13 protein-coding genes are annotated in these 13,110 nt (G+C 72.2%); 4 read left to right on the top strand and 9 right to left on the bottom strand.

From position 1 onward, the window contains the following. Nucleotides 1-36: 36 nt before the first annotated feature. Nucleotides 37-492, bottom strand: coding sequence for a gamma-glutamylcyclotransferase (locus MICAU_RS04075; RefSeq protein WP_013284020.1), 456 nt, complete (start codon nt 490-492; stop codon nt 37-39). 106 nt (nt 493-598) lie between these two features. Between MICAU_RS04075 and MICAU_RS04080 the strand changes: the two genes are divergently transcribed. Next, on the top strand, nt 599-2,002 hold the full coding sequence (locus MICAU_RS04080) for an NAD(P)H-quinone dehydrogenase (protein WP_013284021.1): 1,404 nt from the start codon (nt 599-601) through the stop codon (nt 2,000-2,002). Nucleotides 2,003-2,026: 24 nt separating this feature from the next. Here the strand turns inward: MICAU_RS04080 and MICAU_RS04085 are convergent, their stop codons facing one another. From MICAU_RS04085 to MICAU_RS04090, 3 genes are all read right to left on the bottom strand, one after another. Then, entirely contained in the window at nt 2,027-2,689 is a 663-nt protein-coding gene (locus tag MICAU_RS04085; RefSeq protein ID WP_013284022.1) for a DUF998 domain-containing protein, read from the bottom strand. Between the two features lie 96 nt (nt 2,690-2,785). Continuing rightward, nucleotides 2,786-2,968: a hypothetical protein gene (locus MICAU_RS32345; protein WP_141722566.1), complete on the bottom strand. Its 183-nt coding sequence runs from the start codon at nt 2,966-2,968 to the stop codon at nt 2,786-2,788. Between the two features lie 38 nt (nt 2,969-3,006). Next, on the bottom strand, nt 3,007-3,630 hold the full coding sequence (locus tag MICAU_RS04090; protein ID WP_013284023.1) for a DedA family protein: 624 nt from the start codon (nt 3,628-3,630) through the stop codon (nt 3,007-3,009). A 502-nt stretch (nt 3,631-4,132) separates the two neighbouring features. On the opposite strand from MICAU_RS04090, the gene thrS reads away from it, so the two are divergent. Next, nucleotides 4,133-5,347 (top strand): threonine--tRNA ligase, encoded by a 1,215-nt coding sequence (gene thrS, locus MICAU_RS04095; RefSeq protein WP_013284024.1) that lies wholly within the window; start codon nt 4,133-4,135, stop codon nt 5,345-5,347. A 70-nt stretch (nt 5,348-5,417) separates the two neighbouring features. Here thrS and MICAU_RS04100 read toward each other — a convergent pair whose 3' ends face one another. The 4 genes from MICAU_RS04100 to MICAU_RS04115 form a co-directional block, all read right to left on the bottom strand. Further along, nucleotides 5,418-7,496: an ABC transporter ATP-binding protein gene (locus MICAU_RS04100; protein ID WP_013284025.1), complete on the bottom strand. Its 2,079-nt coding sequence runs from the start codon at nt 7,494-7,496 to the stop codon at nt 5,418-5,420. Continuing rightward, nucleotides 7,493-9,226, bottom strand: a complete 1,734-nt coding sequence (locus MICAU_RS04105; protein ID WP_013284026.1) for an ABC transporter ATP-binding protein — start codon at nt 9,224-9,226, stop codon at nt 7,493-7,495. The genes MICAU_RS04100 and MICAU_RS04105 overlap by 4 nt, the downstream gene beginning before the upstream one ends. After that, a complete protein-coding gene (locus MICAU_RS04110) occupies nt 9,220-9,741 on the bottom strand; it encodes a MarR family winged helix-turn-helix transcriptional regulator (RefSeq protein ID WP_013284027.1) in 522 nt (173 codons plus the stop codon). Before MICAU_RS04110 ends, MICAU_RS04105 begins: the two co-directional genes overlap by 7 nt. A gap of 61 nt (nt 9,742-9,802) precedes the next feature. Continuing rightward, nucleotides 9,803-10,318: a MarR family winged helix-turn-helix transcriptional regulator gene (locus MICAU_RS04115; protein ID WP_013284028.1), complete on the bottom strand. Its 516-nt coding sequence runs from the start codon at nt 10,316-10,318 to the stop codon at nt 9,803-9,805. A gap of 54 nt (nt 10,319-10,372) precedes the next feature. Between MICAU_RS04115 and MICAU_RS04120 the strand changes: the two genes are divergently transcribed. Further along, a complete protein-coding gene (locus MICAU_RS04120; protein ID WP_013284029.1) occupies nt 10,373-11,995 on the top strand; it encodes a DHA2 family efflux MFS transporter permease subunit in 1,623 nt (540 codons plus the stop codon). A 44-nt stretch (nt 11,996-12,039) separates the two neighbouring features. On the opposite strand, the gene MICAU_RS04125 is transcribed toward MICAU_RS04120, so the two are convergent. Next, nucleotides 12,040-12,483 (bottom strand): DoxX family protein, encoded by a 444-nt coding sequence (locus MICAU_RS04125; RefSeq protein ID WP_013284030.1) that lies wholly within the window; start codon nt 12,481-12,483, stop codon nt 12,040-12,042. Nucleotides 12,484-12,567: 84 nt separating this feature from the next. Between MICAU_RS04125 and MICAU_RS04130 the strand changes: the two genes are divergently transcribed. Further along, complete coding sequence (locus MICAU_RS04130; RefSeq protein ID WP_013284031.1) at nt 12,568-13,107, top strand: TetR/AcrR family transcriptional regulator; 540 nt, start codon at nt 12,568-12,570, stop codon at nt 13,105-13,107. The last annotated feature ends 3 nt before the right edge of the window (nt 13,108-13,110 follow it).

Raw genomic sequence — 13,110 nt, forward strand, 5'->3', positions numbered from 1 at the left:
GGTCGCGCGGCGCAGACTGTCGGTGTGGGAGACGCGCTACGCGGACGCGGTGCCGGTGGGGCGGGACCGCAGCTCGGTGACGTAGTCGTCCGGCGCGCCCGCCTTCTCCGCGGCGTTCGCGATCTCCGAGAGGTACCACGCCGTGGGCAGCCCGCCCTCGTACCCGTCGAACACGTAGACCCATGCGGTCACGTCGCCGTCGAGCGTCGAGACGCGGACGGTCAGCCTGCGGTACGTCTCGGCCGTCACGCCCTCGATCTCGTCGAGCTGCGCGGCGTCGTACGGGTGGATGTCGTAGAGCGCCACGAACACCCGGTCACCGGGGGACTCGACCACGGTGCTGACCGAGCCCTCCCACCCGATGACGTCCTCGCCGGCGAAGGTGAGCCGCCACCCCTCAAGCCAGCCGGTGCCCACCATCGGCGAATGCGGGCAGTAGGCGCGCATGCGGGCGGGGTCCAGGTTCGAGCCGTAAGCAGCGTAGAGACGCACGGCGACGACGATAGCCCGGCCGACGGGTGGGGGAGAATACGACAGTGCGTGTCGGACGGGACGGGGAGAAGAAAGTCACTGTGAGCTTCGACGAAGGGATGGCTCTGTGAGCCAGATCGTGATCATCGGCGGCGGGCCGGCCGGGTACGAGGCGGCTCTGGTCGCCGCACAGCTGGACGCCGATGTCACAGTGGTCGAGGCGGAGGGCGCCGGCGGCGCCTGCGTGCTCTCCGACTGCGTGCCCTCCAAGACGTTCATCGCCAGCTCCGAGGTGGTCACCGGCTACCGGGACACCGAGGAGTTCGGGGTGCACTCCGACGGCCTGGAGGCGGTCACCGTCGACGCGCGGGCGGTGCACGAGCGGGTCAAGCGGCTCGCGCTGGCCCAGTCCGCCGACATCCACACCAAGCTCGTCAAGGCCGGCGTCGAGTTCGTCGCCGGCACCGCCCGGCTCGGCGAGGACACGCTCGGCCACACCCACCGGGTGATCGTCACCCCGGCCGACGGCGGCGCCGAATACTCCATCGCCGCGTCGACGGTGCTTGTCGCGACCGGCGCGACCCCCCGCCAGTTGCCCACCGCCGTACCGGACGGCGAGCGCATCCTGACCTGGCGCCAGGTGTACGACCTGCCCGAGCTGCCCGAGCACCTGATCGTGGTCGGTTCCGGTGTGACCGGTGCCGAGTTCGCCAGCGCGTACCTCGCCATGGGTGTCAAGGTCACGCTCGTGTCCAGCCGGGACCGGGTCATGCCGCACGAGGACGCCGACGCCGCGTCGGCGATCGAGCGGGTGTTCCGCAACCGGGGCATGAGCATCCTGAACAACTCCCGCGCCGAGGCGGTCCGCCGTGTCGGCGACGGGGTGGAGGTGGTGCTCTCCGACGGCCGCCAGGTCACCGGCTCGCACGCGCTGATCGCTGTCGGTTCGATCCCGAACACCGCCGACCTGGGCCTGGCCGAGTACGGCGTGGAACTGGCCCGGGGCGGTTACGTAACGGTGGACCGGGTCTCGCGTACCAACGTGCCGGGCATCTACGCGGCGGGTGACTGCACCGGCGTGCTGCCGCTCGCGAGCGTCGCGGCCATGCAGGGCCGCATCGCCATGTGGCACGCGCTGGGCGAGGCGGTCCGGCCGCTGCGGCTGCGCACCGTCGCGGCGAACGTCTTCACCGACCCGGAGCTGGCCACCGTCGGCGTCTCGCAGGACGAGGTGGACGCCGGCAAGACCCCGGCCCGCCAGGTGATGCTGCCGCTGTCCGGCAACGCCCGGGCGAAGATGGACGACCTGGCCGACGGCTTCGTCAAGCTGTTCTGCCGGCCGGCGAGCGGCCAGGTGATCGGCGGCGTGGTGGTGGCGCCGAAGGCCAGCGAGCTGATCCTGCCGATCACGATGGCGGTGGAGAACAACCTCACCGTCAACGAGCTGGCCCACACCATCACCATCTACCCGAGCCTGTCCGGCTCCATCACCGAGGCCGCCCGCCAGCTCATGCTCCACGAGCTGGAGTAGCAGCCGTTCGCGGGCATTCGTCGATCATGGAGTTGTGGCCCCCGATCCGACCGGTATGCCCGGTCCGTGCGGGGTCGCAACTGCATGATCGACGGCGCTGGTCCTGGGGTTCAGGGTGGCGTGCAGGGCCAGGGTGGTTATGACGGCTGTCTCGGTGAGGATGAGGAGGCGCTCGATCAGGCCGAGCAGCGCGCGGTCGCCCGGGTAGGCGGACCAGATCATCGCGCCCGCCAGCACCAGGCTGGCCACGGTCAGTCCGCGCAGCCAGGCGGCGGCTCCGGCGACCGGGTGACGGGCGAGCAGCCAGCCGGCGACCGGCAGGGCCAGGAACGACAGCACCGAGGCGTACCGGTGCACGTACGCGGCGGTGTCCATGGGCGTGCCCGGCTCGTTCGTGGGCACCACGGCGGCGGCCAGCAGCCCGGCCGACCAGGCGGTCAGCAGCGCGAGCGGCACGCGGCCCGCACCGGCCCGGCGCAGCGACGGCAGCAGGACCAGGCTGGCCGCTGCGAGCACCGCCATCGCGGTGTCGATGACGCCGCCCCGGTCGGAGACGGCGAAGTCGCTGACGGTCAGCGACCAGGGATCCAGGTCGTCGCTCACCTCGAGATGACCGACCATCGCGAGCACCGCCGCCAGGACGATCCCGCCGAGGGCCAGCAGGCCGCTGCTCCGCGTTCCAGGCATACGGCCAGCCTGTCGCCGGAACCGCCCCAGACGGATCCGGGACCACCACCCACTTCGCTCCCCGGGTCGTCCCCTACCGGACCCCCGAGAACCGCGTCAGGTGAGGTCGGGTCGAGGTGGATCGTCCGCCCGGTCTCCCGCCGGTTGCGCGGCGGCGATCGATGCCAGCATCTGCTCCCTGAGATGTCTGCGCCGAGCCGCGCGCTCGGCGTCGTCCCACGAAGGATCGATTCGCCGGGCCCTGGCCTTGACGTCGTGCCATCTCGCCGCGTCGCTCATGGCCTGTGCTTCCTTTACGTCGATCAGGTGCTCGGGGGTCAGCTGCCGACGGAGTCGGCGGTGGCCTCGGCGCGGGTCTGCCGGGTGCTGCTGATCCAGGTCATCGCCCACCCGGCCAGCGCGAACCCCGCAGCGGCCACCCCACCGATCAGCAGCAGCCGCCACGCCGAGTGGGTCAGCGCCGTACCGCCCAGGTGACCGACGAGCGTGCCGTAGCTGGACCAGGCGAGCGCCGCCGCCGCCTCGTACGGCAGGAACAGGCGGTACGGGTAGCGGCTGCGCCCGGCCGAGAAGCAGGCAGCCATCCGGCCGCCGGGTACGAAACGGCAGAGCAGGATCACCATTGGCCCCGGTTCGCGCAGCCCACGGGTGACCCGGGTGACGGCGCGGCGTGCCCGTCCGGGTGGCGTGGCGCGTGCCGCGCGGCGGGTCGGCGTACTGCGGCCGATCAGGTAGCAGGCCAGGTCACCGATGAACACACCGGCAGCGCCGACCGCGATGGTGAGCGGCAGGCTGAGCCCGCCGTACACCGTCAGCGCCCCACTGGTGATCATGACGAGCTGGGTCGGCACCACCGGGACGAAGGCGTCGGCGATCAGCAGGATCAGCAGCAGCGCGTACGCCCACATGGGCGACGCGACGTCAGAGATGAGTTCGGCCACGACCGCCACCTCGCCGGAGTTCTCCGTTCGACCGGATCGAGCCTGACGCCGTGCCCGGCGTCACCACCACCGGCCCCACCGCACGGTGACAGCCGACACCGGCAGGCCGTAGATGTGAAACGAGGCGGCCCGCCCGCGAGTGACGGGTCACCGGGGCATACGCGCCGGGGCGGGGCGGCGCATCGTCGATTCCCGGCGTACCGTTGGTCGGACGCGGCACCGGAGCCGTCGGGTCCCCCGTTCCCGATGCCCGGGCCGCCGCGGGTCGCCGGCAGGTCCCGTGCCGGCGACCCGCACCCACTCTCCGAAACTCAGATGCGCCGTCGATACCCGCGTGCCTATCGTTCGGGCATGCGCAGCGCGGTAGTGACCACGACGCCGGGTGTTCCCGGCGCGCCGCACTGACGTTTCCGTCGACGAGGCCCCGGGGCGATCCGCTCCGGGGCCTCGCGGCGTTCCGGGCCTGCTCGCCTCCGGGTCGTACCCGATCAAGGAGAGCGACATGATCGACCACCGCAGGCTCGGCCGGGACCTGGAGCTGTTCGTCTCCGACCCGCTCGCGGGCGCCGGGCTGCCGATCTGGCTGCCGGCCGGCGCCGCCGCCCGGCACGCCGTCGAGGAGTACGTCCGGGAGCTGGAGCGCCGGGCCGGCTACCAGCACGTCTACTCGCCGCCGCTCGGTAAGCGGGAACTGTTCGAGCTGTCCGGGCACCTGGGCTACTTCGCCGACGACATGTTCCCGCCGATGCGGCTGAGCGCCGACGACGAGTTCGTGCTGCGTCCGGCGCTCTGCCCGCACCACGCGCTCGTGTTCCGCGCCCGCGGCCGCTCCTACCGGGAGCTGCCGCTGCGGGTCGCCGAGCTGGGCGGCATGTACCGGGCGGAGCGTTCCGGTGTGCTCGGCGGGCTGTCCCGGGTGCGGGCCATCTCGCTCAACGACGCGCACAACTTCTGCGCCCTGGAGCAGGTCGGTGACGAGGTCCGCGAGATCCTGCGGCTGATCGGCGAGGCGCACGCCGCGCTCGGCGTCCGTCCCGCCGGGTTGCGGTTGTCGCTGCGCGGGCCGGACCAGCGGTACGTGGGCGACGACGCCGGCTGGGCGCGGGCCGAGGAACTGCTCCGCGCGGCGCTCGACGGGGTGGACGTCGTCGAGGCGCCGGGGGAGGCCGCGTTCTACGGCCCGAAGATCGACATTCAGATCGTGGACGCGGCTGGCCGGGAGTCGACCATCTCCACCGTCCAGCTCGACTTCGACAAGCCGGAGCGGTTCGACCTGTCGTACACCGACTCGGACGGCCGCCGGAAACGGCCGGTGATGGTGCACCGCAGCCTGGTCGGCAGCATGGAGCGGCTGTTCGCGTACCTGATCGAGGTGCACGAGGGCGCGTTCCCCGCCTGGTACGCCCCGGTGCAGTTGCTGCTGCTCCCGGTGGACGCGGCGCAGGTCGACGCGGCCGTCGGGCTGGCCCGCCGGGCCGAGGCGGCCGGGCTGCGGGCCGAGGTGGACCACGCCGGTTCGCTCGGCGCACGGATCCGGGACGCGTCCCGCCGCCGCGTCCCGTACACCGGGGTCCTCGGCCCCCGGGAGGCGGCCGACGGTTCGGTCTCGCTGCGCCTGCGCGACGGCCGGGTGCTCGCCCCGATGCCCGCCGCCGAGGCGCTGGGCCTGATCGGCGCGGTGGTCGCGAGCCGGTCGGCGGCGCTGCTCCCGGCCTGACCCCGGCCCGTCCGGGTGCCGGTGAGGCACCCGGACGGGGACCGGTGCCGGACCTGTGGCCGGGTCCACGTCAGCTCCCGACCGGCGTGCCGGCGCCGGCACGCATCCCCGGCGGGCCGGCCGGGGCGGGCGCCGGCACCTCGTCCTCGATGACCGCGCCGCTGAACTGCGCCCGGTAGAGCCGGGCGTACGCGCCACCGGCGGCGACGAGCTGGTCGTGGGTGCCCTGCTCGACGATCCGGCCCTGCTCCATCATCAGGATCAGGTCGGCGTCGCGGATGGTGGAGAGCCGGTGCGCGATGACGAAGCTCGTCCGGTCCGAGCGCAGCGCCGCCATGGCGCGCTGGAGCAGCACCTCGGTCCGGGTGTCCACCGAGCTGGTCGCCTCGTCCAGGATCAGCAGCGACGGCTCGGCCAGGAACGCCCGAGCGATGGTGATGAGCTGCTTCTCCCCGGCGCTGACGTTGCTGCCCTCCTCGTCGATCACCGTGTCGTAGCCGTCCGGCAGGCTGCGGACGAACCGGTCCACGAAGGTCGCCCGGGCGGCGGCGAGAATCTCCTCCTCGGTGGCGTCCGGCCGGCCGTAGGCGATGTTGTCCCGGATGGTCCCGCCGAACAGCCAGGTGTCCTGGAGCACCATGCCGATCCGGCCGCGCAGGTCGTCGCGGCGCATCGTGGAGATGTCCACCCCGTCCAGCGTGATCCGCCCGGCGTCCAGCTCGTAGAACCGCATGACCAGGTTGACCAGTGTGGTCTTGCCGGCGCCGGTGGGACCGACGATGGCGACCGTGTGACCCGGCTCGGCGACCAGCGACAGGTCGTCGATGAGCGGCTTCTCCGGGTCGTACCGGAAGGAGACGTGCTCGAACTCGACCCGCCCGTGCGGGTCGGCGACCCGGGCCGGCTCGGCCGGGTCGGGGCTCTGCTCGTCGGCGTCGAGCACGGCGAAGACCCGCTCGGCCGAGGCGACCCCGGACTGCAGCAGGTTGGCCATCGACGCGACCTGGGTGAGCGGCTGGGTGAACTGCCGCGAGTACTGGATGAACGCCTGCACGTCACCGAGGCTCATCGAGCCCGACGCCACCCGCAGGCCGCCGACCACGGCGATCGCGACGTAGCTGAGGTTCCCGATGAAGAACATCGCCGGCATGATCAGCCCGGAGACGAACTGCGCGCCGAAGCCGGCCCGGAACAGCTCCTCGTTCTTGGCGTGGAAGGCGGCCTCGACCTCCTTCTGCCGGCCGAAGACCTTGACCAGCTCGTGCCCGGTGTACGCCTCCTCGATCTGGCCGTTCAGCTCGCCGGTGTGCTTCCACTGGGCGATGAACTTGCCCTGCGACCGCTTGGCGATCAGGCTGGTGACCACCACCGACATCGGCACCGCGACGAGCGCGACGACCGCCAGCAACGGCGAGATCCAGAACATCATCCCGAGTACGCCGACGACGGTGAGCAGCGACGTGAGCAACTGGCTCAGCGTCTGCTGGAGCGTCTGCGACACGTTGTCGATGTCGTTCGTGACGCGGCTCAGCAGCTCACCGCGGGGCTGCTTGTCGAAGTAGGGCAGCGGCAGCCGGTTGAGCTTCTCCTCCACGTCGGCGCGCAGCGTCAGCACGGTGCGCTGCACCACCCCGTTGAGCACCCAGCCCTGCGCCCACTGGAGCATGCTGGCGCCGATGTAGAGCACGACGGCGAACGCCAGCACCCGGCCCAGCGCGTCGAAGTCGATGCCTGTCCCCGGGATCACGTCCATCCGGGCCAGCATGTCGGCGAAGTTGCCGTTGCCCTCGGCGCGGGCCGCGTCCGCCGCCGCCTCGGTGGTGGTGCCGGGCGGCAGCTGCCGCCCGATCACCCCGCTGAAGATGATGTCCGTGGCGTGGCCGAGCACCTTCGGCCCGATGACGCTGAGCCCGACGCTGGCCAGGGCCAGCGCGAGCACGCCGGTGAGCTGGAGCCGGTACGGCCGCAGCCGTGCCAGCAGCCGGCGTGCCGACGGCCCGAAGTTCATCGCCTTCTCGGCCGGCATGCCCATGGTCATGTGCGGCGGGCCGCCAGCGGGGCGCCGTCCGGCCGGCGGCAGCCGCGTCGGCTCGTTCTTCTGCTGCGGAACCGGTGGCGTCCCGCTGTTCCCCCCGGTCGGCGCGCTCACGCGGCCACCTCCGCCGTCTGCTGCGACGCGACGATCTCGGCGTACGTGGGGCAGCTCTCCAGCAGTTCCTCATGTCGTCCCATCCCGACGACACCCCCGTCCTCGAGCACGATGATCTGGTCGGCGTCGATGATCGTGGAGACCCGCTGGGCCACGATCACCACCGCCGCGTCCGCGGTGACCGGCTTGAGGGCGGCCCGCAGCCGGGCGTCCGTGCCGAGGTCGAGCGCGGAGAAGGAGTCGTCGAAGAGATAGATCTCCGGCTTGCGGACGAGCGCGCGGGCGATGGCCAGGCGTTGCCGCTGGCCGCCGGAGACGTTGGTGCCGCCCTGCGCGATCGGCGCCTCCAGCCCGCCCGGCATCTCGGTGACGAAGTCACGCGCCTGGGCGATCTCCAGCGCGGCCCAGAGGTCCGCGTCGGTGGCGTCCGGGTTGCCGTAGCGCAGGTTGCTGGCGACGGTGCCGGTGAACAGGTACGGCCGTTGGGGCACCAGCCCGATCCGCCGCCACAGCTCGTCCGGGGCCAGGTCCCGTACGTCCACGCCGTCGACCAGGACCGCGCCGGCGGTCGGGTCGACCAGCCGGGGGATGAGCGTGAGCAGCGTGGTCTTGCCGGCGCCTGTGGAGCCGATGATCGCTGTGGTCCGGCCCGGTTCGGCGCGGAACGAGATGTCGTGCAGCACCGGCGCGCTGGCGCCCGGGTACTGGAATCCGGCGCCGCGTAGTTCCAGCTCGCCGCGGCCGGTGACCTCGGTGACCGGGTCGGTCGCAGGCACCACCGACGAGTCGGTGTCCAGCACCTCCTCGATGCGCTCGGCGCAGACGGCGGCCCGGGGCACCATCATCAGCATGAAGGTGGCCATCATGACCGCCATCAGGATCTGCATCAGGTATTGCAGGAACGCGGTGAGCGCGCCGACCTGGATCTGACCGGAGTCGACCCGTGCCGCGCCGAACCAGAGCACGGCGACGCTGGAGACGTTCAGCACCAGCATCACGATCGGGAAGATCAGCGCCTGGAGCCGTCCGATCCGCAGCGCGGTGGTGGTCAGGTCGGTGTTCGCGACCCGGAACCGGTCGGTCTCGTACGGCTCACGGACGAACGCCCGGACGACCCGGATGCCGGTGATCTGCTCGCGCAGCACCCGGTTGACGGTGTCGATCCGGGTCTGCATGAGCCGGAAGCCCGGCACCATCCGGCGGATGATCAGGCCCAGCGCGACTGCGAGCACCGGTACGCAGACCAGCATCAGCCAGGAGAGCCCGACGTCCTCGCGCAGCGCCATCACCACGCCGCCGACGCTCATGATCGGCGCGGCCACCAGCATGGTGCAGCTCAGCAGCACCAGCATCTGCACCTGCTGGACGTCGTTGGTGTTGCGGGTGATCAGGGACGGCGCTCCGAACCGGGCGACCTCGCGGGCGGAGAAGCTGTTGACGCGGCGGAAGATCGAGCCGCGTACGTCGCGGCCGAACGCCATCGCGGTCTTCGCGCCGAAGTAGACGGCGGCGATCGAACAGGCGATCTGGAGCAGGCTGACCACCAGCATCCACCCGCCCGTACGCAGGATCTGGTCGGTGTCGCCGACGGCGACGCCCCGGTCGATGATGTCGGCGTTCAGGCTGGGCAGGTAGAGCGAGGCGATGGTGCCGACGAACTGGAAGGCCACCACGGCGGCCAGCCATCGTCGGTACGGGTGCAGATGTGAGCGGAGCAGGCGGATCAACACGGATGGCTCCCCGTTGGCGGCTCGGTGTCGGACTCGCTGTCCCGGTTCAACCGACGGAGGTCCCCGTCGGACATGCCGGTGATGATTTCGATCAGGAACTGGCGGATCACCGCCCGGTTGGCCGGGTCGGCGTCGACCGACGTCAACGGCCGGTCGCTGTGGATCATGTCGATGATGGCGCGGGCGTGCTCGCCGCCCTTGTCGGTCAGCGTGAGCCGGACCGTGCGGCGGTCCTCCGGGTCGCGACGTCGGCTGACGAAGCCGTCGCGTTCGAGGGTGTCCACGATGCCGGTGAGCGTGGCGGGCCGGACGAAGCACAGCTCGGCCACTTCTCGGTGGCTCACGTCGCCGGAACGGAGGAGGATCATCAGGACCCGCATGCCGGCGGACGTGAGCCCGTGGTGTTCGGCCAGGTAACGCCCCCAGTGCTGCTCGACGACGTGACCGGCGATCGAGATCAGCCGGCCGAGTGGCGCGTGGTGCAACGCGTCGGGGAAGCGGACGAGCGGGCCCATGTTCACGAGCGTCAGATTAGCTCCCGAACCATCAGGCCCCAAACTATTTCTGAGAATCTCCTCAGCCGCGGTCGGCGCGTGCCCGGGACGGCTCGTCGGGGGCGGTGGCGACGTACTCCCGCATCACCTCGGTGACCTCGCGCAGGAACGCGGTGGTGGCCTCGGCCTGCTCGGGCGTGAGCCGGGCGACCGCCCGGTCGACGCCGACGAGCATCGGGCGCAGCGCCTCCAGCACCTCGCTCACAGCGCTCTCGGTCACCTGGAGGCTGAGTCGCCGCCTGTCGTGCGGGTGGGGGGTCCGGGCGACGTGACCGGCCTGCACGAGCCGGTCGACGAGCGTGGTCGCCGAGGCGGACCGGATGCCGAGCCGGTTGCCCAGTTCCACCGGGCCCAGTGGCTCCGGGCTGGAGACCAGGTGGTCGATCGCCGCGGCGTCGGTGGCGTTGAGGCCCAGGCGGCGGGCCAGCGCGGCCCGGGTGTCACCCGCGATCCGCAGCACGTCGCGCAGCGCGCGGGAGGCCTCGCTGCTCGGCGGCGGGCCCGGCGCGGGCTCTCCGGTTGACGGCACCCCTTCCATGGGATAAAGCTAGCATCTCGGGTAGCTAGAAAATCTAGCTAAAAGGAGGGCGAGATGCGCGGCGACGGGCGCGGACGCTGGTTCGGGCTGCTGGCCATCAGCCTCGGCGTAGCGATGATCATCGTGGACGCCACGATCGTGAACGTCGCGGTGCCGCAGATCATCCGGGACCTCGACATCACCTCCACCGACGCGCAGTGGGTGCAGGAGGCGTACACCCTGGTCTTCGCGGCGCTGCTGCTGGTCGCCGGTCGCTTCGCCGACCGGTCCGGGCGGCGGCGGATGTTCCTCGTCGGCGTCACCGTGTTCGTGGTCGCGAGCGTGCTCGCGGCGCTCGCCGGTTCCGGCGAGACACTCATCGCCTCCCGGGTGCTCCAGGGCGTCGGCGGGGCGATGATGCTGCCCACCTCGCTCTCCCTGCTCAACGCCAACTTCACCGGCCGGGAGAAGGGCATCGCGTTCGCCGTCTGGGGCTCCACGATCGGTGGCGCGGCGGCGCTCGGGCCGCTGCTCGGCGGCTGGCTCACCACCACGTACTCCTGGCGGTGGGCCTTCGGCATCAACGTGCCGGTCGGCCTGGCCGTGATCGTCGCGACGCTCGTGCTCGTGGCCGAGTCCCGCGACGAGCGGGCCGAGCGCGGGCTGGACCTGCTCGGCGCGCTGCTCTCGGTGGTCGGCATGACCGGCGTGGTCTTCGCGCTGATCGAGGGCCGCACCTACGGCTGGTGGGAACGGGAGCGGCCGTTGCGCCTGTTCGGGCTGGACTGGACCGCGTCGATCTCGCCGGTGCCGGTGGCCGCGCTGGTGGGTCTCGTCGCGCTCGGCATCTTCCTGGCCCAGCAGGTACGCCGCAACCGGGCCGGCCGCCCGGCGCTGCTCGACCTGTCGTTGTTCGGCATCGGTTCGTTCCGCAACGGCATCCTGGCCGCCGCGATCGTCAGCCTGGGCGAGTTCGGCCTGCTGTTCGCGCTGCCGCTGTGGTTTCAGAACGTGCTCGGCTACAGCGCCTTCCGAACCGGCCTGGCGCTGCTGCCGCTCGCCGTCGGCAGCTTCCTGGCCAGCGGCATCGGCGCGCCGCTGACCCAGCGCTGGGGCGCGGCCCGGGTGGTCCAGCTCGGCGTGGCCGCCGAACTGGTCGGCGTGGCCGGGCTCGGGTTCGTGGTCGCGCCGGACACCAGTTGGTGGGCGCCGCTGGGCTTCCTGTTCGTGTACGGCGTCGGCGTCGGCCTGGCCACCGCCCAGCTCACCGGCGTCTCGCTGTCGCAGGTGCCGGTACGCCTCAGCGGCCAGGGCTCGGGCCTGCAGAGCACCGCCCGGCAGGTCGGCTCCGCGCTCGGCATCGCGGTGCTCGGCACCGTGCTCTTCGCCGGTCTCGGCGGGATCCTCGGCGACCGCCTGGCCGACCAGCCCGGACTCACCCCGGTCCAGCGGGACCAGGTGGTGAGCGCGGTCAAGGAGAGCGCCGGTGCGGCGATCACCGGGTTGGCGGCGGACCCGCGTACCGCCCCGATCGCGGAGGAGGCGAAGCAGGCGTTCTCCGACGCCACCAGGTACGCGGCCTTCGCGGGCGCCGGGTTCCTGTTGATCGGCCTGGTCGCCTGCCTGCGCCTGCCGACGGTGCGCCACGAGGAGACCGGGGAGCCCCCGCCCGCCGAGGCGGAGCCGTCCCGGGCCTGAGCCGCGTCCCCGCCGGGGCCGTCCCGGCCGGGCCTGCCGTCGGGTCATCCGCCGAGGGCGACCGCCAGCGCCGCGGCCACGAAGACGACCTGGAGCACCGTACGGACGCCGAGCGGCGTCACCGGGCGGCCGGCGAGCGTGAGGTGACGCCGCGCTGCGGACACGTTCGCCGGGAACATGGCGAGCATCAGCAGCACCAGCCCGGCCGCAGCCGGGCGCGCGGTGGCCGGGAACAGCAGGGCGAGCGCGCCGGCGAGTTCCAGCACGCCGGTGACTGTGACCAGCAGGCCGGGCCGGGGCAGCGACGGCGGGACCATCGCGATCAGGTCGGCCCGGCGGGACGCGAAGTGGGCCACGCCGGTCAGCACGAACATCAGCGCCAGCCCCACCCGCAGCGCGGGGTGCCACCCGTCCAGGGCGTCCACGCCGAGCAGGCCGGCGATCCGGGCCAGCGCGGTGCCGGCGAGGAGTGCGATCAGGGGTGCCATTGTCGATCCCTCCGACGATCATCTTGTCGATGACAAGATTGCGCGCTACGCGCCATCTTGTCAATGACAAGTTAGGATGACGGCATGGCCTCGTACCACCACGGCGACCTCCGCCGCGTCCTGCTGAGCACCGCGGCCGAGGCGATCGCCGAGTCCGGGCCGGCCGCGCTGAGCCTGCGTGAACTGGCCCGGCGCGCCGGCGTCTCGCACGCCGCGCCCGCGCACCACTTCGGCGACAAGGCCGGGCTGCTCACCGCGCTCGCCACCCAGGGCTTCGACCTGCTCGCCGACGCGTTGCGGCAGGCCGGGGACGACCTGCTCGACACCGGCGTGGCCTACGTCGGGTTCGCGGTGCGGCACCGCGCGCACTTCGACGTCATGTTCCGGCCCGAGCTGTACCGGGCCGACGCCCCGGAGCTGGTCGCCGCCCGCGCCCGGTCGGGGGATGTGCTGCGCGAGGGGGTGGCCCGGCACACCGGTCGGGAGCCGGACGCGGACGCGCTCGCCGCCTGGTCGATCGTGCACGGCTTCGCCACGCTCTGGCTCTCCGGCGCGCTGCCACCACGGGTGGGCGACGACCCGGAGGCCGCCGCCCGCACCGTGATCAGGCGGTTGTTCGACTGAGCC

This window comes from Micromonospora aurantiaca ATCC 27029 (assembly GCF_000145235.1).
Taxonomy (GTDB): domain Bacteria; phylum Actinomycetota; class Actinomycetes; order Mycobacteriales; family Micromonosporaceae; genus Micromonospora; species Micromonospora aurantiaca.